The sequence below is a fragment of the Rhodopirellula sp. SH410 genome (genome assembly GCF_055811895.1).
The window spans coordinates 505810-525474 of record NZ_CM147949.1; the positions used below are offsets into that span (position 1 = coordinate 505810).

General features: G+C 57.9%; 15 protein-coding genes and 1 tRNA gene. 9 read left to right on the forward strand and 7 right to left on the reverse strand.

What is annotated here, in order from left to right; translation table 11 throughout:
- Positions 1-96 precede the first annotated feature (96 nt).
- On the forward strand, positions 97-645 hold the full coding sequence (locus SH410x_RS02085) for a cysteine hydrolase family protein (protein ID WP_473674169.1): 549 nt from the start codon (positions 97-99) through the stop codon (positions 643-645).
- Positions 646-954: 309 nt separating this feature from the next.
- On the opposite strand, the gene SH410x_RS02090 is transcribed toward SH410x_RS02085, so the two are convergent.
- Together SH410x_RS02090 and SH410x_RS02095 are read right to left on the reverse strand one after the other, a co-directional pair.
- Positions 955-1566 (reverse strand): 3-keto-alpha-glucoside-1,2-lyase-like domain-containing protein, encoded by a 612-nt coding sequence (locus tag SH410x_RS02090; protein ID WP_473674171.1) that lies wholly within the window; start codon positions 1564-1566, stop codon positions 955-957.
- Positions 1487-1810, reverse strand: a complete 324-nt coding sequence (locus tag SH410x_RS02095) for a hypothetical protein (protein ID WP_473674172.1) — start codon at positions 1808-1810, stop codon at positions 1487-1489. Before SH410x_RS02095 ends, SH410x_RS02090 begins: the two co-directional genes overlap by 80 nt.
- 575 nt (positions 1811-2385) lie before the next feature.
- Here SH410x_RS02095 and SH410x_RS02100 point away from each other — a divergent pair.
- The 3 genes from SH410x_RS02100 to SH410x_RS02110 all read left to right on the forward strand — a co-directional run bounded on the left by SH410x_RS02100 (position 2386) and on the right by SH410x_RS02110 (position 5015).
- On the forward strand, positions 2386-2565 hold the full coding sequence (locus SH410x_RS02100) for a hypothetical protein (protein WP_473674174.1): 180 nt from the start codon (positions 2386-2388) through the stop codon (positions 2563-2565).
- 209 nt (positions 2566-2774) lie between these two features.
- Entirely contained in the window at positions 2775-3896 is a 1122-nt protein-coding gene (locus tag SH410x_RS02105) for a hypothetical protein (protein ID WP_473674176.1), read from the forward strand.
- Between the two features lie 267 nt (positions 3897-4163).
- The gene (locus SH410x_RS02110; protein ID WP_473674178.1) at positions 4164-5015 is read left to right on the forward strand and encodes a DUF1853 family protein; all 852 of its coding nucleotides are present in this window, start codon (positions 4164-4166) and stop codon (positions 5013-5015) included.
- Positions 5016-5754: 739 nt separating this feature from the next.
- On the opposite strand, the gene SH410x_RS02115 is transcribed toward SH410x_RS02110, so the two are convergent.
- Positions 5755-5839: transfer RNA gene (locus SH410x_RS02115), tRNA-Leu, on the reverse strand.
- Positions 5840-6347: 508 nt separating this feature from the next.
- On the opposite strand from SH410x_RS02115, the gene SH410x_RS02120 reads away from it, so the two are divergent.
- Together SH410x_RS02120 and SH410x_RS02125 are read left to right on the forward strand one after the other, a co-directional pair.
- Positions 6348-8519, forward strand: a complete 2172-nt coding sequence (locus SH410x_RS02120) for an ATP-dependent DNA helicase RecG (RefSeq protein WP_473677226.1) — start codon at positions 6348-6350, stop codon at positions 8517-8519.
- 201 nt (positions 8520-8720) lie between these two features.
- Positions 8721-9248, forward strand: a complete 528-nt coding sequence (locus SH410x_RS02125; RefSeq protein WP_473674179.1) for a hypothetical protein — start codon at positions 8721-8723, stop codon at positions 9246-9248.
- A gap of 65 nt (positions 9249-9313) precedes the next feature.
- Here SH410x_RS02125 and SH410x_RS02130 read toward each other — a convergent pair whose 3' ends face one another.
- Positions 9314-10810 (reverse strand): Do family serine endopeptidase, encoded by a 1497-nt coding sequence (locus SH410x_RS02130; protein WP_473674181.1) that lies wholly within the window; start codon positions 10808-10810, stop codon positions 9314-9316.
- Positions 10811-11139: 329 nt separating this feature from the next.
- Between SH410x_RS02130 and glgC the strand changes: the two genes are divergently transcribed.
- The 3 genes from glgC to SH410x_RS02145 are packed head-to-tail and all read left to right on the forward strand — an operon-like array spanning position 11140 to position 15164.
- Positions 11140-12396 (forward strand): glucose-1-phosphate adenylyltransferase, encoded by a 1257-nt coding sequence (gene glgC, locus SH410x_RS02135; protein WP_473674183.1) that lies wholly within the window; start codon positions 11140-11142, stop codon positions 12394-12396.
- 31 nt (positions 12397-12427) lie between these two features.
- A complete protein-coding gene (locus tag SH410x_RS02140) occupies positions 12428-14137 on the forward strand; it encodes a bifunctional riboflavin kinase/FAD synthetase (protein ID WP_473674185.1) in 1710 nt (569 codons plus the stop codon).
- A 34-nt stretch (positions 14138-14171) separates the two neighbouring features.
- A complete protein-coding gene (locus tag SH410x_RS02145) occupies positions 14172-15164 on the forward strand; it encodes a DHH family phosphoesterase (RefSeq protein ID WP_473674187.1) in 993 nt (330 codons plus the stop codon).
- A 96-nt stretch (positions 15165-15260) separates the two neighbouring features.
- On the opposite strand, the gene SH410x_RS02150 is transcribed toward SH410x_RS02145, so the two are convergent.
- From SH410x_RS02150 to SH410x_RS02160, 3 genes are read right to left on the reverse strand one after another with little or no spacing between them, the layout of a single operon-like run.
- Entirely contained in the window at positions 15261-16349 is a 1089-nt protein-coding gene (locus SH410x_RS02150; protein ID WP_473674189.1) for a lysylphosphatidylglycerol synthase transmembrane domain-containing protein, read from the reverse strand.
- Positions 16346-17005 carry a hypothetical protein gene (locus tag SH410x_RS02155; RefSeq protein ID WP_473674191.1) on the reverse strand — a complete coding sequence of 220 codons (660 nt, stop codon included), beginning with the start codon at positions 17003-17005 and terminating at the stop codon, positions 16346-16348. Before SH410x_RS02155 ends, SH410x_RS02150 begins: the two co-directional genes overlap by 4 nt.
- The gene (locus SH410x_RS02160; RefSeq protein WP_473674192.1) at positions 16998-18911 is read right to left on the reverse strand and encodes a cation:proton antiporter; all 1914 of its coding nucleotides are present in this window, start codon (positions 18909-18911) and stop codon (positions 16998-17000) included. Before SH410x_RS02160 ends, SH410x_RS02155 begins: the two co-directional genes overlap by 8 nt.
- Positions 18912-19665: the final 754 nt, after the last annotated feature.

Genomic DNA, 19665 nt, shown 5'->3' on the forward strand with positions numbered 1-19665 from the left:
GGACGTCTACCTTCCTCTGTCAAACAGGCGATAATGGTTGTCGCGTTCGTCCACCCCGTCCTCGCATTTTCATTCTCAGTTTACTAGGTTTTTCAGATGAGCAGAGCCCTCTTAGTTATTGACGTGCAGCGTGAATATTTCGAAGGAGCGTTTCCCATTCGGCACCCGGTCGGTCACTTGGACTCAATCCTGGAAGTCATGGATGCCGCGAAACAAGCGAATCTGCCTACCGTGGTGGTGCGGCATCACCAGCCCGATCCTGAGTCTCCCATCTTCCGCAGGGGGAGCGAGATGTGGCAGCTGCATGACGAAGTCGAATCGAGGCCGCGCGACGTTTTGGTTGACAAGCAGTTACCGGGATCCTTTACCGGCACCCCATTGGATCTGTTTTTGAAAGAGAGAAAGATCGACACCGTATGCATCGCCGGTTACATGACCCAGGTGTGTTGCGACACGACAGCGCGTCAAGCATTCCACCGCGGGTACCAGGTCGAGTTTCTGCGGGACGCCACGGGCACACTCGATGTGGAAAACAAAGCCGGTTCAGTCACCGCTGAGCAGCTTCATGAGTCGATCCTGGTCGCGCAACAGATGTTCTTTAGCGATGTCATCGACAACCAGACTTGGCTCGAGCGAATTGGCTGAGGCGGAAAGGCTAGCGAGTCGACCGATCATGTGACCACCGGTACCGATCGGTCTGCACATCGGTACCGATCGGTGTGCACACTGGGGAGTCTCCGGAATCACATTCGTTAGGCGATGCGATACCGCTGGATGGTATGCGTCGTTCGGGTGTGAGTCCGTTGCAGGGCCGAACGCGGTGAAGCGTTCTGGCAGATCGACGCGGTCATCAGTCACAGGGGGAGCCCGACGTCTCGCGAGTCGACGTCTCGTGTCGCTCCGACATGCCGTCCACACAAGGTCCGTGCCCGGTCTCGGTGGAGGGGCATTCGACTATGGTTTGGCAGGCTTGGGGCCTTCGCCGATGGGGTGTAATTCCCAGCGACGAACAAAAACCTCGGCCAGCTCCGTCTGCAGCTGCAATTGTCCCGACGCTGGCAGCACGTTGAACGCTTCGTTGACCTTCACTCCGTTGACAAACACTTCGACATGATCGCCATCGCAGATGGTGTCGATGCGAGTCCATTCTTGGCCGGGGCTGTCAACGTCTTGGCTGCCACGAAATCCTCGCACGTCTTCCCAGTCCGGGTCGCGACCGTACCAATTGATGCGTTTTCGGTTCGTCAGATCAAAGGTTTGTTTCGTGGCACCCGGCTTCCACACGACTTCGCCGTCGCGATCAAGTTCGACTTCGCAGGTAAGCGACAAAGGCATTGGATTGCCATCGGCGCCATTGCCCGTGACCATCACGAAATCGCCCACACCACCTTCGATGATCTGCACCTCTAGCGACGGCATCCAAATACCACCATACGCGCCGTCGGGGCCATTGCTGTGAATCAGCAGCCCGGTGTCCTTGGTCTTTTCAGTTCGATCCTGCCATGACTTCGTTCCCCATTTGTATTCCAGCACGCAATGATAATCGCGATACGATTTCTTGCTCACCAAGGGCGCCTAGGCCATCGCCGGAAATATGGAGAAGACCATCGGTGACACGGAAAACATTGCGAGGGTCTTCGTATTTGGTGTCCTTCAGGAAGGTATAGAACTCATCACTCACAGTACCATCAAGCAACTTGATGACCTTAGTGGGTTTGATCGCCGCGTCAGGCGTGGGGGAATCCGCATGGGCGATACACGCCAGCGAAGTAAATGCGAGGACGGCAGCACCGATCATTCGGTTGGGCATGAAGTCAGTCTTTTCGTTGGTGGGAGAGGGGGGGGGGAGAGGGGGGGGGAGTGGCCTGGTGACAAAACAGTGTTTTGACAGGCTCGTTAAGATCGAGTGGAAGTGCGGGCCGCTTCGTCGATTCCAACAAACGGACTGTGCTTCTTGGCTCGGCATTGAATGGGGCCGCACAGTCATGCGGCTGCGAACGAACGGGCCTTTTCGACGATCTCGTTCGAGCGGCAAGTCTTACTGTGGTTATGCCATCAGAAAAGTCAATTGCCGAAACCCATCTGGTACAGCGTTTTTGCTGCATCTGAGGAGCTTGGTCGTCTCGTCGTTTTATTCCGTTTAGCGATGACTCGGGGCTCGAACTTCGCTTCGAGCGATCGATTGTATCGTTTTTCGTTGATGCGTGTGACGACGTGAAATGCACCACTGGATGGGTGCGTCCGGCCCCTCGTTGCGCAGGGAGTTTGAAAGTAAAGCCAAACGTGCTGCAGCCTTGGAAGAACCCCGATCCAACGCGGCCCTGGCGATGAACCGACCACCACCAGGCTGAGATTCGCGAGGTCAAGCTTCGGAAGATCTGGACGGTGATCGTCACCCGCTCCCGCGAACCGGCCCTACTCTGGTGCGAAACGGAAGTGGAAGTGGAAGTGGAGGTGGAGGTGGAGGTGGAGGTGGAGGTGGAGGTGGACCGAACCACCGCCAAAGAGGCTAGTGATTTTGTCCTGCCCCGCAACGGCGGTGAGACGAACGGCCGTTGGATATGATCGCTTGAGCGGTGTGGTTGCCGGCTAGGTCCTGGCGCAACGCAACTCCGTGTGATCGTCTGCTAGACACTTGTGTTGTGTTCGGGCGTCGATAAGATGGCGAGTCGTGTTATTAATTCCATCCTTGTCTTGAGTTTGCTATTGTGCTTTCCAACCGCCATGTTTTTTGTTTAGCCATCATTTTCGTATTCGCATTAAGATCGAACTCGATGGCTCACGAAGGTCACGACCACGGTGCGTCCGTCAAGTCGTCGGCGGTACCCCCCTCCGGAATCGACCCTACTGCAGCGACAAACACTTTCGAGGCCAACGGCAAGACGTATTTCTGGAAGCATCGGCCTGAACTCGGCAAGCAGTCTGACGCGATGATCGATGCAGCCAAAGGAGGATTGCACAACAACGCCGATCGCGATCCGTCGACCGGTGAGATTGTAACGGTCATTGCCAAGCATGGACTCGTGACGCTCGATTCACAATTGAAAGAATGGAAGTTGGTCGACGGCCAGGATCCAGTCTTTGCTAGTGGCGTCAATGCCCATGGAACGGACTGCTTTACGATGGATGGCGAATCCTACTGGGCGTTTGCATCGACCAACACAAAAGAAGTGCTGGTGACAAAACGTGGCAAGATCCTCGCCAAACTGACCCAACCCAAGGGAGACGAGTTTGATAATCCAACGGTCAACGAATACTTCGCCGCGGGCGGAAAGTTCATACCCTGTGACGTGGTCTACCTGCCCGTTGCAAAACAGCTGGTCGTTGTCATCGGATACGCACCCGGCGACTTCGCCCTAACAGCTGTGCTTCGTGACGGCCAGTGGAAATGGGGTGGTCCGGCATGGGGCGGCGGAGAAAACAATGGGGGGATGCTCAGCACCGGTCATGGTGTGGAAGTTGCAACCGAAGGCGGCAAAGAGATTGTTGAAATCGCGTCTCGTGCTCACGGACGCATTTTCGCGTTCACCCCCGGTGGAGCACAGCTCCGGATGCCTGGGGCGGACAAGGATTATTTCATTCAGCTACCCAAGGGTTCCAATCCATGCAACCTCTCGCATCAAGGTACCAGCATGTTTTTGCCGCTGCTCAATCCCTTGCCCCGAACCGACGGATTGGCGCCAGTGTTGGTGTTGGATGATGGCAAGCCAGCCGGTAGCCTTGTACCGGCGACCTACGACACACTAGCGTTGATGCGCCACATGCACGGCTTTTGCCCGGTCGAAAAAGATGGCAATCTGTATGGCATCGTCTTATCATGGAGGAACGCTGGCGAACACTCCCAAGGCAAACTCAACGATGGTCGCATCGCAATCTTCGAGGCTGTCGAAGAGTAAGGATCGAACGCGAAAAAAACGGTCCATCCGGGAAGAACCTCCGAGATTGTCGGGGTCATCCGACGAAAGCGTGCACCGGAGGTTTTGGAGTACTGTCTCAAGTATCCAATGATTTATTGGTGGGATTGGATTGGCAGCGTTCGACTGGGCCTGCCGGGAAAAACGGAGCGATTGACCACCGCTCCCTTAATCGGCACATTGATACTCTGCTTCAATATTTGAACGAAGATGGGAGGTCACAGCTACCTTTCAAATCGGCATTGGACCATGAAACCATCCCCCGCGAAATTGCTGGCCGATCTCCTGTGGGTGGTCAACAGTCCATCGTTGATCGAATCGGATGCGGAGGTGACGGCGCTTGCGAAGTCGGACGTTGACTTAGATCGATTGGTGCGATTCTTTGACGCCGGAGTTCCGCGGCGGGTCGGATATTACTTTGAACGCTTGGTACTGTTTTGGTTGGCACACGTTCGCGGCGTCGAGATGGTCGCCAATGGCATGCCAATCCGTGAGGGCAAAATCACGCTCGGTGAACTGGATTTCATGTTCCGAGACGAATTGAATCGGCTGACACATCTTGAAGTCGCCGTCAAGTTTTATCTGCATCATACGGAAACGCTCATCGAGGGCAGTCACTTCCTCGGCCCAAATCTCAAGGATACCTTCGAGCGGAAGATGAAGCGAATGTTCGATCATCAACTGCCGCTCAGTCACGATCATGTCGAAGGCGTTGATGTTCGTGAGGCGATGGTCAAGGGACGAATCTTTTATGCGACGTCGGATTGTCAATCGATCGAATTGCCAACGTTGATGTCCGCAGAACATTTGCGTTGCCGCTGGATTCGAAGGGATGAGTTTGAAGCGGCGCCGCGCAGCGATGTCAATCGCTATCGCGTGGCTGCGAAACCGTATTGGTTGTCTGCCGAAATCGATACTGGAAACGAGTCCGGCCTGATGGACAAATGTGAAATCGGTGCTTGGTTAAACGAATCGGCTAAGCGAAGTGAGCGACCGGTCTTGATCGATCAGCTCGATGAATGGGAAGACCGGCTGAGCGAGGTCGAGCGCTTCTTTGTGGTGCCCAATGGTTGGCCGGACCAACCGAAGGAATCAGAGTGACACCTCGGGGAACAAGGGAGATATCGCAAACACAAAAGGCAACACCGCAGTCGTAGCGAACTGGAACGACGAAGGCACTTATCCACCCCAAAACAGGGCACCGCCGGGAACTGCTGGCGAAATCCGTTCGTGCTGGGGTCGCCACACCGGTCGATGAAAACGGAACCGCTTGAAATTACGTTGCTCATCCGGCGTCGGCCACCGGAATAAGTCACTGCTGATGACTAGAAACCTCCGTGGACTCGAAATATTACCCCCGTCACATTTTCCGACCCACATTTTCCGACCCCCTGAGGAGCTTGGTCGTCTCGTCGTTTTATCCCGTTGGGCGATGACTCTGGACCCGATCTTAGTTTCGAGCGATCGATTGTATCGTTTTTCGTTGATGCGTGTGACGACGTGAAATGCACCACTGGATGGGTGCGTCCGGCCCCTCGTTGCGCAGGAAGTTTGAAAGTAAAGCCAAACGTGCTGCAGCCTTGGAAGAACCCCGATCCAACGCGGCCCTGGCGATGGATGGGCAAGGAACCTGGACAGCGGCAAGCATCGCGTGAACAACAAGTCACGAATTCTCCCGTGCCACCGCTGCCAGACGGTGGGCCTCCACGCTCTGGCGAGCGTAGCCACGTGTTGCCCGGGCTGACCGCTGGGAGACGCAGTGTCACTTGGTCGAAGTGACACGAAAAAAGGGTTTTCGCTCGAATGAGCGAAAACCCTGTAAAAGATGATCTTTTTCTAGTACGGATGAGAGGATTCGAACCTCCACGTCCTTATCGGACACTAGATCCTGAGTCTAGCGCGTCTGCCAATTCCGCCACATCCGCATGTGAGCGAGCTAGAATATCCGCTCGCAGGATTTTCGGCAAGTGTCGCTTGGCGACGATCTTTGCTCATCGTTTCCGCCCGCCGCGGCGGAACTCGGCACGACTCCGTTTCGTTGACGCCGCATTGAATGACCCGGAAGAGGGGGGCAGCGGAGTTGGAAGGTCCTGCTCTCAGGCCCAATACATGGGACTATGCCTTTGGTGCGGCGGGGCGAAATCGACTTCGGGCAGCGACAGGTGCTCGGCCGGGGGCGATTTGTTCGCTCGGGGGCGATTTGTTCGCTCGGGACGATGGTCCCAAGCTACATGCACACTGGCCGCTGGCTACTGGGGAGCGTTAGGATAAGTGAGGTGAAATGCCGTTTGTCCGTGCCGCTCATTCCCAAAACCTGCTGTTGTGACTGATCCAGCGAACCCGACGCCGCCCGCCGCCGAGCCGCTGGAACCGGCTACGACCGTCCCCGCGGCTGAGTTTGAGTTGACCACGCCGCTGCAATATCTGCCGGGGATGGGGCCCGCGCGAGCCGATCGGTTGCGGAAACTGGGACTTCGCAAGGCCCAAGATGTGCTGTTTTTCTTTCCTCGCGAGCATCAGTTCCCGCCGCCACCGACCCGCGTCGATGATTTGCGTGAAGGGGTCCCGGCGACTTTCGTGGGCAAGATCACCGATGCGGAATTGGTCTCACGGACGCCGGGGAAATCATTGTTTGCGGCCATCGTCGAGAATGAATCAGGAGCGGTCCGAATCGTCTTTTTCAACCAGCCGTTTCGCGCCGAGCAGTTGACGTTCTATCGCTATGTGCGGCTCAGCGGCACGCCAAAACTCGATGGGTTGCGGTGGGCGTTTTCGCACCCGAAGTACGAGATGCTCGACAAGGAGGAGTTCGAGGGTGAGGAGGGGCTCGAGGGTGCCCCGCATCGTGGCGACATCGTGCCGGTTTATTCGCTCACCGAGGGGATCAAGGATTACGAGCTACGGCGATTGACGAGGCGGGTGGCGGATGTGCTCGCCGGTCATGTCACGGAGGTCATGCCGGAGTCCCTCCGTGCTGCGGCGGCCGAGCGGTTGCGGGAGTCGGGAATGGAATTTGTTGGTGATCTCCCGGACATCGCCACGACACTGCGTGATATCCATGGGCCACCGTCGAAGGACGCGTTGACGGCAGCCCGGACGCGGCTGATTTTCCAAGAACTCTTTGTCATGCAGCTCGCCTTGGCGATGCGTCGCAGGTCGCTGACGGGACGATTGCAGGCTCCCGAGATGCCCTGCACGGCGCAGATCCGGCAACGCATCCTGCGGCGTTTTCCGTTTGAGTTAACGGCCGATCAAGACCGTGTGATCAGCGAACTCGCTCGCGAGATGGGGCGACAGTTCCCCATGAACCGATTGCTGCAGGGCGACGTCGGCAGCGGCAAGACGGTCGTCGCGATCTTTGCCATGATGTTGGCCGTTGCCAACGGGCATCAGGCCACGCTGATGGCGCCGACCGAAGTGCTCGCCCGGCAGCACTACCAAACACTCACTAAGATACTCGCCGATAGCCGCGTGCGGATCGGGTTGCTGTGTGGATCGCTGACCGCCGCCGAGCGACGAAAAACGCTCGCCGCGATCGCGTCGGGTGAGTTGGATCTGATCGTTGGCACGCAAGCTCTCGTGTACGACATCGAGTTTCACTCGCTCGGTTTATGCGTGATCGATGAACAGCACAAGTTTGGGGTGCGACAGCGAGTTCAGTTACGGGCCGGGGGTGTTGACCCGCATTCCCTCGTGATGTCTGCCACGCCGATACCGCGCAGCGTGGCGATGACCCAGTTCGGGGATGTGGACCTCAGCACGCTACGGGAAAAACCTGCGGGACGAGGGGATGTCCACACGTATCTTGCCAACGACAAATGGCGTGATCGTTGGTGGGAATTTGTACGGCAACGCATCACCGAGGGGCGTCAGGCGTATGTGGTGGCGCCGCGTGTCGGCGACCAGGCGTCGGGCTCCGAACCGTCCGGTAGCGAGGCAACCCAAGCCGAGCGATCAGGTGACGCACCGGCTGTTTTGGAAGAGGAGGTGGAGGACGTCACTTCCGTCAGCCGTACGTTTGAGCGTCTGCGTGACGAGGTCTTCCCCGAGCACCGCGTCGAACTGTTGCATGGGCGGATGAAACCGGAGGTCAAGCAGGAGGTGATGCAGCGATTCGCCGATGGCGAAATTGACGTGTTGGTCAGTACCACGGTGATCGAAGTGGGGGTCGACGTCGCCAACGCGACCGTGATGACCATCCTCGGTGGCAATCGATTCGGTCTGGCCCAACTGCATCAACTTCGCGGCCGTATTTCGCGGGGCACTCACGCGGCGTACGTGTGCGTGTTCACGGATGGGGCACGTTCGCCGGAAGAGAGTGAACGCTTGAAAGTATTTGAGCAGACCTCGGATGGTTTTGAGCTTGCCGAAGCCGATTTTCGTCTTCGTGGTCCGGGCGATCTATTGGGGAAAAAGCAAAGCGGATTGGCGCCCTTGCGAATCGCGGACTTGAGTCGCGACGTTGAAATCCTGCAAGTCGCCCGTGCAATGGCTCAGGAGATGATCGACGAAGATCCGGAGATGGACGCACCTGAGCTGGCGGGACTGCGTGATCAGGTGCTCCGACGGTACGGGGAGCGGCTCGATTTGGGCGATGGCGCGTGAGTCTGGATCGCTTGGGGGGATTGGTCCGAGCTCGCGATGGGTCTTGGGCAAGGCAAGGATTCTGTTCTGCGATCGTGGCGGCGATATGGTATTGGAACTAAAAAGGAGCCTTCGGCGTCGAAATGGCGAATTCCCTCCCCTCCGAGCTCCGGAGGTCGTGGAGCGACGACAGCACTCAGCCTTCCTCTTCAGGATTGACCGATGAAGCGATACGCGATGCCCGTCATTTTGACCCTGCTGGTCGCCAGCAACCTGGTGGCTCAGAAGCCTTCGGGGGGTGCTGAGTTCAAGGGGCCCAATAAGGATGTGACCTATCGACTCGTGTGGTTGATCGAATCCGACGATGAAAACCGCGTGGCGTATCAGGGGCCTGCGCGGGAGGGTTTATCGTCGGCGGGTTACCGTCGTTTGGTCGTCGCGGGCTCGGCGACAGCGATGGTGGCAGTCGGGCAACGCAGTTCGGTGATGGGCACGTCACGGTATGGCCAGATGAACATGACCGTGTCGCTGTTGAACACGATCGATCGCGACCAATTTGAGGTCAAGATCAACGTGCAAACGAGACACCGATCGCCGATGAGCATTGAGACCACGGCGCGAGTGCCTAAGGGGCATTGGTTTTTGGTCGGAGGTGCCGACTCGCGAACCGGCCAGCCGATTTATGCCGACGATGGCAAGCGAGCCGTCGCGATCATGCGGATCGACGACGGCGTGATGCTGTTGGACTGACTCTTTGAAATGGCTGCGAGAGAATTCAAAAAGTTAAATTGAAACGGGAAAAGTAAGAGCGATGGTTAGCGGATCACGAGCAGCATTTTCGTGTTGCCGCGGCGGACGACGACTTGCAGCGGTAGCTGTCGCTGTTTTGCCGCGGTCAGGATTTTGGTGAGCTGGTCAACGGATTCCAGGGGCCGGCCAGCAGCGGTTTCGATCACGTCACCGGCCTGCAGACCGGCTTCCGCGGCGATGCCTTGGTCGCTGACGCTGGTCACGATCAGGCCACCTTGTAGATCGGCGTAGCCGTACTCTTTGGCTGACTTGGGCGTGACCGGTTCGAGCTCGGCACCCCAGGGAGAGCGTGGGCTGAACATGGCCATCGCCTTGTCGGTTCGCAACTGCAAGTTAACCGTTACGTTCAATTCTTGGCCGTGACGATTGATCTTCATCTGGACACTTTGGCCTGGCGTGCGGCCTGCGATGTAGTTGACCAAGCGTGAGCTGGTGGTCACGGGGCGTCCGTCGGTCTCTAGGATCACATCGCCCGGTTGCAGATCGGCATTCGCTGCGGGTTGGCCTTCGAGGACACCGCGGATGAGTGCACCCTTGCTGACTTTTAGACCGAATTCGACGACCACTTCGGGGGTCACATCGGCGACCTGAGCGCCCAGGAAACCGCGGCGGACTTCACCGTTCTCGATAATGGATTCGAGTACCGGACGAGCGAGGGCCACGGGAATGGCAAAACCGATGCCGGCGCTCGTACCCGAGCGTGACAGAATCGCGGTATTGATACCGACGAGCTCACCGTGCAGGTTGACCAACGGACCGCCTGAGTTGCCTGGATTGATGGCGGCATCGGTCTGCAGGAAGTCTTCAAAGCCGTGGCCGTCATCGACGATACCTTGGACGCGATTTTTGCCGCTGATGATGCCCGCGGTAACGGTCTGGTCGAGCCCGAAGGGGCTGCCGATGGCGAGTACCCAGTCGCCGACGCGGATCGCTTCGCTGTCGCCGAAGGGCACGGGTTGCAATCCATCGCGGTCAATTTTCACGACCGCGAGATCGGTTTCGGGGTCAGCCCCGACGACTTCCGCTTCGATCTTGACACCACTGCTGAGTTCCACCGTGACGATATCGGCGCCTTCGACGACATGGTTGTTGGTCAGGATGTAACCGTCTTGGCGAACGATGACCCCACTGCCCTGCCCTTGCTGTTGCGGTTGGGGTTCGGCGGCGCGTCCGCGGCGGTTGCCATTGCCAAAGAATTGGTCAAAACCGGGAGGCAGTTGTTGTCGGAGATTGGGCGACAGTTGGCGAGTATGGGCGCTAGGATCCGTTTGCGTGCTGATGCTCACGACGCTGGGACGCATCGCCTCGGCGACATTGCGAAATGCCGTCGAGATGTCTTGGGCCGTGTTGAGGTTCTGGGTCGCCGCGCGGTCACGGAGCTGTTGATCGGCATGGGCTTCCGAGTTCGCTGCGCGGGGCAGGCTCATCATCAGTCCAAACACGAGGGTGGCAACCCAGGCGGACGCCAAGACAATACTGATTCGCTTCCAGTGCAGTTGCATGATTCGGGTTCTCCGTGGCGGGGCGATGCAATTTTGGGGGGGATCGGTTCCAAATTTAGTTGAAAAAGGACACGTGCTTACTCCTACGTGCCAAATTCAATTTTGGTTGATCATTTGCGTTAGAACTCCACGAGTCAACTTTGGCGGGGCTCCTGCTGCGACAAAATTCCCCAAGCAAGCCACGCACCTATTTGCTAAGTTGGTTCGAGGGTCTCGGTGATGCGGTGCCGATGAATACCCTATCGCGTGCACGAAGGGTGTCTGTCACCCGTTGGTGGATTGCGTAAAAACCGATTCGCGCTGCAGTTTGGCAACGGATGGATCTCGAAATGATGCAAGAAACCTTGACGGTGATTTTGGCGGGTGGTCGTGGCTCGCGGCTGGAACCCTTGACGCGGGACCGTGCCAAACCGGCCGTGCCGATCGGCGGTTGCTACCGGATAATCGACTTCGTGCTGAGCAATTGTCTCAACAGCGGCATGCGCCGCGTGCTGATGTTGACGCAGTACAAAGCTCAGTCGCTCGACCGACATATCCAGCTGGCGTGGACGAATTATTTTTGTCGCGAACTCGGCGAGTTCATCGACGTTGTCCCGCCCCAGCAGCGCATCGACGACAATTGGTACCAGGGCACCGCTGACGCCGTCTACCAAAATATCTACGCGATCGAGCGGGAGATGCCGGAGTACGTGGTGATTCTCGCGGGCGATCACTTGTACAAGATGAACTACCGCACGATGGTGGATTTTCACCGTCGCAAAGGTGCCGACGTCACCGTGGGTGCCTTGCGTGTGGACCGTCGGGAAGCTCATCAGTTTGGCGTGATGCAGGTCGATGCGGACAATCGGCTGGTCGAGTTCCAAGAGAAACCGGAGCATCCGCAGTCGACGCTCGATAACCCCGATGTCTGTTTAGCATCGATGGGGATTTACGTCTTCAGCACGCGGTTCCTGTTTGAGCGTTTGTGCGACGATGCAACGGATTCAAACAGCAGCCATGACTTCGGCAAAAATATTATCCCGGCGGCGATTGTCGACAGCAATGTGTTTGCCTTTCCGTTCACCGACGAGAATCGGAAATCCGATGCGTACTGGCGAGACGTCGGCACGATCGAGGCGTATTACGAGGCCAATATGGATCTCGTTCGTGTGGACCCCCAACTCAATCTGTATGATGCCGAGTGGCCCATCCGTTCGTTCCGGCCGCAGTTGCCGCCTCCCAAATTTGTCTTTGGCAGTGATGGAGGCTCGACGCGTCAGGGTGTTGCGTTGGATTCGATCATTTGCCAAGGTGCCATCATCAGTGGTGGCAGCGTGATGCGATCGATCATCGGGGCGGGGTGCCGAGTCAATAGCTACGCTCAGATCGAAGACAGTATTCTGTTTGATGATGTCGAGGTCGGGCGGCACACTCGCATCCGGCGTGCGATTATCGACAAGGGTGTACGGATCCCGCCGGAAATGGAAATCGGCTATGATCCGGTTGCGGATGCTGAGCGTGGTTTAACGGTGACGGAAAGCGGATTGGTGGTCATCGCGCGTGGCGAGCTGGTTGGCGCTCAGGATTCCGTATCTTCGTTCGCCTGATCGACTGGATCGGAAAGTACTTCTCGCTGTCATGTTGCCTGTCAACATCGTCTTGCTCAACTCTCTCGTATTCAACGCGGTCTCATTCAATGCTGGCGTGGTCGTTGCCAGCCTGCTCGTGCTGATCGGTTTTTGGGCTGGGCGGCGGACGCGTCGGACGGAACCCTATCTCACGGAGGCGTATACCGACTCGTTGACGGGTCTGTCGAACCGTCGGGCCTTTGATAAGCGGCTCGACGCACTGTTTCGAGCGTACCGCGACGGCGGGAGTGCGTTCGTCCTGGCGTTGGTCGACATCGATCGTTTCAAAGCGATCAATGATTCCCACGGCCACCCTGCGGGCGACGTCGTCTTGCAGCGAATTGCGGCGATGCTGGACGGTGGATGCGGCGAAGCGAGTATGGTGGCGCGGTACGGTGGTGACGAGTTCGCGATTCTCGTCGCCGGACCCCTCGAGGCTGCTGTCGAACGATTCGACCAATTGCGTCACCGGATTGCCGAACAACCGATCGCGGTAGGGCGTGCTGCAATCGATGTCACGATCAGTGTGGGGCTGAGTGAATCCCGCAGCGAGCAGGCGGTCGGCGCCGTTGTGCACCGCGCTGATGAATCGCTGTACCTCGCAAAGCAGCAGGGGAGAAACCGGGTCTGTTTCGACGCCGCCCTAACGGAATCAGCATTGATCGGGCATACTGGCGGCATTCTCCGTCCCAAGTTCGAGAACGATACCCGCCTGGAAATGACCCCGCCCCGCCCTACCCCCCTTTTGACCTGTCACCTGGACGAGCTGGAGACCAATCCCGAAGTGCAGGATCGGGTTAAACAGGGGGCTGTCAGTATCGGTAATTTTGACGGTGTGCATGTGGGGCATCGCGAGCTGCTCGCACGCGTGCGAGCGGCAGCCGATCGTTTGGGGGGGCCCGCCGTGGTGGTCGTGCTCGACCCGCACCCCGCAACCGTGCTGCGGCCGCATAGTGCGCCGGCCCGATTGACGACCATTCCGCGCCGCGCCGAGTTGATGGGCGAACTCGGTATCGACGTGCTGGTCGTTTGCCCGGCCTCGCTGGAGTTCCTCAATCGCACCGCGGACGAGTTTTTTCAGTTGTTGATCGTCGATCGTTTGCAGGCACAAAGCGTTGTCGAGGGACCCAATTTCTTTTTCGGACGTGATCGCGGCGGCGACATCAATCGATTGCGTCTGCTGTGTGAACAGACGGGGAAATCGTTGGAAATCGTTGAGCCACGGATGGCAGAGCAACGGATGGTGAGCAGTTCACGCATCCGTGAAGCGATATCGGCTGGGCAAATTCGGGCAGCCAATGCCATGCTGAACTCGACGTATCAAATCACCGGTCGGGTGGCGCGAGGCGCCGGCCGCGGTCGTACATTGGGGTTCCCAACGGCCAACCTCGTCGACGTCGCCGCGCTCATTCCAGGCCATGGTGTCTACGCCGCATTCGTGACGGGTGAGAGCTTGCCCGCCCAGGGCCAGGCCACCTCGCCACTGCTCGCTGCGGTCCACGTCGGTCCCAACCCAACGTTTGACGATGAGCAGCGGACCAAGGTCGAGGTCCATTGTTTGGATTTTGATGGCGACCTGTATGGTCAAACGGTAACCGTCCATTGGTTGGGTGCGATTCGCGGAGTTGAGAAATTCGATGGTGCCGATGCGCTCGCGGCACAGATCCAGCGGGACATCTTGGCGGTTCGCAATCTCGCTTCCGACATAGAATCTCTTTAACAACCGTTTTGTCTTAAAAAAAGAAAGTGTCTCCGTGGGAGTCAATTGGAAAGCCTTCGTCGATCAAATCAGTCACTACCAATCGTTTGTCTTGGTCAGTCACATTCGCCCTGACTGTGACGCCTTAGGCAGTGAGCTCGGCATGGCCGAGGTGCTCCGGGCGATCGGTAAAGACGTCCGTATCATCAACGCCCATCGCACACCGCAAGCGCTTTCGTTTCTCGACCCCGCGGGCAACATCGATGTGCTCGGTGACAGTGTCGAAGCGGAGGATGTGAAGGCGGATTGCATCATGATTCTCGACACCAGCGCATGGGCGCAGCTCGGTGACATGGGCGACGTGATCCGCGCCTCGCGCGCCGACAAAATGGTGCTCGATCACCATGTGGGCGAAGACGACCTCGGCGCGACGATGTTCAAGGACTATCAAGCCGAGGCGACGGGGCAATTGGTGGTTCAAGCCGCTGACGCGTTAAAGGTTCCGATCACCCGCGCGATGGCGGTGCCTGTGTTCGCAGCCATCGCGACGGACACCGGCTGGTTTCGCTTTCCCTCGGTGACAGCGGAGACGTATCGCGTGATTGCCCGGTTAATGGACGTCGGCGTCGTGCCCAGCGAAGTGTATGGTGATTTGTATGAACGGGACACGATCGGCCGCTTGAAACTGCGCGGTCTGATTCTCTCACGTACCACCACGGAAATGGATGGCACGCTCGTCTACACGCATGTCAGCAAAGGGGACTTCACCGCCTGTGGGGCTGAGGCGAACGACACCGAAGACGCGATCAATTTGACGCTAGCGGTGCGCGGCACGCAGGCGGCCGTGATCTTTGTCGAACAGCTTCGAGGTGGCTTCAAATTGTCATTCCGAAGTCGCTGTGGATTTGACTGCAATGAGATCGCACGTCAGTTCGGTGGCGGGGGGCACAAGGCCGCCGCCGGCGCCTTCCAAGAAGGGTCGCTCGCCGCTGTTCAAGAGCGAGTGTTGCCCGTCGTCCGCGAAGCATTGCAGCGGGCACTTGCTTGAAAACGGGCACTTGCGTCGACGCACAGGCACTTGCATCGATGGATGCTGGGCTAGCGTCCGAGGTCTTGGGGGGCCCCGGATTCGCCCCGTCGATTTTTAATGGGTTTTGTCGTCGAGCGTTTCCGTCGCAAAGTCGTCCGGGTGCTGCTCTGCATACACAAGGCTCTCTTGAACGTCTTTGCCAGCGGTCCAATAGAAAATGATTCCGATTCCGGCAATCACGAGCTTCACCAGTTCAAACACCAGTGCCACCAGCGTCCCCGACGCGTCTGTCACGCGGGCTGGAACGAGGTGGTAGAGCGTCTCAATGGTCACTTCGAGCACCCCAATCCCGGCGGGCGTGATGGGCAGGGCCGACGCGAGCATACCGATGGGAACGATGACGAAGTGCTCGGCGAGGGTCGGCGGTGAGGCGTACATGGATGTAGCGATCAAGTACATGCTGACAACGAAGGAACCCTGCACGCACACGCTCATCAGTAGCGACAGGGCAAACGCCCATGGATGGTTGTGGAAGGCGCGTAGGGGCGGTCCGACTTTTTCGATCAACGGCCCAACGACGGGGACGCCTGAGAGTTGCCGAATCACGCGGTCAACAATGTTTCCGCCCAGGACGAGCATGAGCAGGACGGCCGTGCCGGTGCCCAGCATTCCGCCCACGATCCATTTGATGTGCTCGACACTAATCCCGTTGAGCTCGAATGGATCGGTCGACTCACGCATGATCAGTCCCGCCGAAACGAGTAGGAGCAACCCATACATGCCCGACCCACGATCGACGAACACCGACGCGACTGCGGCAACGCGTTTCCCGGGGCTGCGGCGGGCCAGAAAGACAGCTTTAAACAGATCACCGCCTACGCTTCCCGCAGACACGAAGCTGAGTAGAAAGCAAATGGAACTGAGCCGTAGCGACTCGAGTAAACTCAGCGGGATGCCTTGGCAGCGAACGAGTACCCACCACCGCAGGAACGACACGAAGAGGGCGATCATGGCGACGCCCAGCGCGGCGGCCAGCACGGGGTAGTTGATCGGACGCTCGGCAAGTTGTTGCCAGTTGGACGCGGGCATCCGCCACAACAGGTATCCAATGATCAGGACAGGCGCAAGGAACTTCCCGAGCGTCAGCGCAATGCCAATCGCTTTGGATTTTTGTTTCGGACGTACGGGCGTGTCTGTATTCACCGGATGAACCACTCGTGAAATCCTTCGACGAGCATCGCGGGCTGGGCTGCAACATGGCGCAGCAGCAAGAACGTCGTCATCATGGCGGCGACTAACATGGCCCAGCCACGACGAGGATACGGGGGTGGGGTGGGGCGAAGTTCGGCGCGAAGGCGTTTGGCGAACTGATTCCAGAAGGCGAGCGGGAGTGTTGGCTCAAACGCCACCACGCTGCTGCAATCGTTCCCGCGAACGGGGTCGAGTCGCAGGTGGGCGGCCAATGCGGGGAGGTGCACCTGCAGTTGAGTGTCGTTTTCGACCGTGTTCGAGTCCAGTGCCTGGGCGGCCCGAATCATGGCGGGGTAGACCTCTTCAGCCGTGCGGCCATAGATGACTAGTTTCGCTGGGCTATTGATGACCACCAAGCAAGCGAACAGGAAATACAAAAGCAACAGGGGGATCCAGACCCATACGCCGAGCAGAGCAGCGGTTGCGCTGGGGAAGAATAATTCCATCGGTCCGATCACGATCAAGCCTGAGATCGCGAGCAAGACGAAGGCCAAGTCGCGGGCACCGGTGGTCACCCAAACAAAACCACCGATGCGAATGACCGAAAAAATGAGCAGGTAAACGATCAAGGGCGAGAACGCAATCGTTGCGGCGAATGGATCAAACATGGGTAGCTTTGTCTCCCGTTTCTGGCGAGTCATGGTCCGTCGTGTCGTCGGGTGAGCTGTTATCCTGTGAAGCGTGCTGCGATGGAATCGGGCTGACCGTGACGAATGTCACAATTGTTTGTCCTGCCACGGGGACGAGAGGATCGTCGATCGTGTTGATTTTCAGTGTGCCTTCGCCATCGATCGAACACATCACGATCGCTTGTTCACCATATTTGGCGTTGAAATCTTGGTAAGTGAATTCAGCGGATATTTTCGTCGACTTGATTACCGCGCCTGCGTCGTGCATATCACGCAGTAGCGAAAAGGTAACGCCCTTTCCGAACAATTCGCGACCGGCCAGACTTTTGGTCAGCTCTCGACGGCCTGGGACATTTTTCGTCTTGAATGTTAGTTGATACAGCCGCGAGGAATCAAACTGGTTGCGGCATTCTCGCAATGCCAGCGAGTTGACTTCATCGTTGGGCGTTAAGGCCATGAATCGACTGATCCCCGTCATGTCCAGTTCGTCGCGGACATGTTCGTTGAGGATATTGGCGCACTCAGCACGGATTCCTGCCATTCTCGCTTGAGTGACCTTATTGAAGTTCGTGTCGACCAGCAGCAGCGGTATCTTGGCGTGGTCGAGTTCCTCGGCAAACTCACGGACCCACGGATCCGCACCGACGATCAATATCCCTTGAGACGCTTCTTCGGCAAGCTTCAGAAATCTTGCGAGCGGACCGGCTGCGATGCCATAGACGGTCACCGTTCCGATGATGACTAAAAAGGTCACCGTCGCGAGTTGACTCGACCCCGGAATGACCAGATCGCCGCGACTCTCCATTCCGAGGGCAAACACACTGCTGACGGCTGCGGCGACAATCCCACGCGGTGCGAGCCCCGCGATAAACGTTCGTTCGCGATAGTTTAGCGGACTGCCCAGTAGCGATAGGTAAACGGAAAGCGGGCGGACGACTAACACCAGCGCCAAGAGCAAAGCCAGCCCCGGCAATCCAATTGCACCGATGTCGGCCAAATCAACACGCGATCCAAGAATAATGAACAGGCAGCCGATCAAGAGAGTCCGCAGGTTCTCCTTCAGCTCGACGATATGCTCGATATGAAAGTGCTTTTGGTTGGTTAGCCAAATCCCCAGGACGGTCACGGTAATCAGCCCCGACTCGTGGGCCAGTTCATTGCTAATCGCGAAAAGCAATAACGTCAGGGTGAGCGCGGTCACGCCGTGCAAATGATCGGGAACCCAGAAGCGTCGTAACGCCTGGGTCAGCATCGCACCGCCAGCGCATCCAAGCACCAATCCAACGGCGAGCGTCCAGGTCAGCGATCCGATGACACTCGTCCATTCCGGTGACGCATGTTGGAGCAGCACCTCTTCATAGACCAGCACGGCTAATACCGCACCGATCGGGTCGATGACGATACCCTCCCACTTCAGAGTCGCGGCGACCCGGCGGCTCGGCCGCACTTGACGCAGCAGCGGACCGATGACAGTCGGCCCGGTCACCACCAAAATCGCGCCCAACAGGGCGCTGAGTTGCCAGCCCCAGTGCAGCAGGAAATGCACGGCGACCGTATTGCCCATGAATGAGAGCAACGCTCCGATGGTTACCAGCCGCAGCGATGCCGACCCTGATTCGCGAAGTTCGCCGAGCTTCAGCGTCAAGCCGCCCTCAAACATGATCACGCCTACCGACAGGGCGACCCAGGGAAATAGCAAATTTGGGCCCGCCGAATGATCGCCGTCGGTCAGGTTGGCCAGGAATTCATCCGGCTGCACGAACCAGCCCAGGCAGACGCCGAACAGCAGTAGTACCAGAATGCTGGGGAAGCCAGTTCGCCACGCCAGCCACTGAGCCGTCACACCCAGAGCGGGCACCAAGGCCAAGTAAAGCAGAAAGTCCATGACGCTGAATCAGTTCAACAAGGAATGGGAAGGGCTGGTATTGTAGCCAGACGGCTCCGCCCGTCTGAGCTATGGGCAAATGGTAGCTCAGATCGAACGATCGATCGAAGCCGTTGGCGACCAGGTGCTAAAAAAATTTCGCTCTCTGTGATCGTTCAGACTCGCGAGTAACGCAGTTTTTGCGGTTCAATGGTGAACCGATTGCCGTAAGATGCCAAGCAATGTGGCGTGAACAGCCGTTTCCTCGCTGCGGCTCACCAGGTCGCCGGCAACCGCCAGTGCGGAGAAGCCGATCAAAAAATTTGTCCATCGGTGCCACCCTCGCCGACCTGCCCCATGAATTGCAAAGGTAGGGCCGGTTCCACCGGCCGTATGCGTTGGATGAGGGGCTCGATCGACGAAGGCCAGGGGATGGCCGGTAGGAACCGGCCCTACGTGATACCCCTCACGCAAATGAGTCGTCCTGTTTTTTCAAGAGGATGTAGGGCCGGTTCTACCGGCCGTATGCGTTGGATGAGGGGCTCGATCGACGAAGTCCAGGGGATGGCCGGTGGGAACCGGCCCTACGTGATACCCCTCACGCGAATGAGTCGTCCTGTTTTCAAGAGGATGTAGGGCCGGTTCCACCGGCCGTATGCGTTGGATGAGGGGCTCGATCGACGAAGTCCAGGGGATGGCCGGTGGGAACCGGCCCTACGAGATACCCCTCACGCGAATGAGTCGTCCTGTTTTCAGGAGTATGTAGGGCCGGTTC

Bases quoted from the DNA above. Each gene is read 5' to 3' on its own strand.
- SH410x_RS02125 (WP_473674179.1), top strand. From the start codon at position 8,721: ATGAAGCGATACGCGATGCCCGTCATTTTGACCCTGCTGGTCGCCAGC.
- SH410x_RS02095 (WP_473674172.1), bottom strand. From the start codon at position 1,810: ATGCCCAACCGAATGATCGGTGCTGCCGTCCTCGCATTTACTTCGCTG.
- SH410x_RS02140 (WP_473674185.1), top strand. From the start codon at position 12,428: ATGTTGCCTGTCAACATCGTCTTGCTCAACTCTCTCGTATTCAACGCG.
- SH410x_RS02085 (WP_473674169.1), top strand. From the start codon at position 97: ATGAGCAGAGCCCTCTTAGTTATTGACGTGCAGCGTGAATATTTCGAA.
- SH410x_RS02110 (WP_473674178.1), top strand. From the start codon at position 4,164: ATGAAACCATCCCCCGCGAAATTGCTGGCCGATCTCCTGTGGGTGGTC.
- SH410x_RS02130 (WP_473674181.1), bottom strand. From the start codon at position 10,810: ATGCAACTGCACTGGAAGCGAATCAGTATTGTCTTGGCGTCCGCCTGG.
- SH410x_RS02155 (WP_473674191.1), bottom strand. From the start codon at position 17,005: ATGTTTGATCCATTCGCCGCAACGATTGCGTTCTCGCCCTTGATCGTT.
- glgC (WP_473674183.1), top strand. From the start codon at position 11,140: ATGATGCAAGAAACCTTGACGGTGATTTTGGCGGGTGGTCGTGGCTCG.
- SH410x_RS02160 (WP_473674192.1), bottom strand. From the start codon at position 18,911: ATGGACTTTCTGCTTTACTTGGCCTTGGTGCCCGCTCTGGGTGTGACG.
- SH410x_RS02105 (WP_473674176.1), top strand. From the start codon at position 2,775: ATGGCTCACGAAGGTCACGACCACGGTGCGTCCGTCAAGTCGTCGGCG.
- SH410x_RS02120 (WP_473677226.1), top strand. From the start codon at position 6,348: ATGGGGCCCGCGCGAGCCGATCGGTTGCGGAAACTGGGACTTCGCAAG.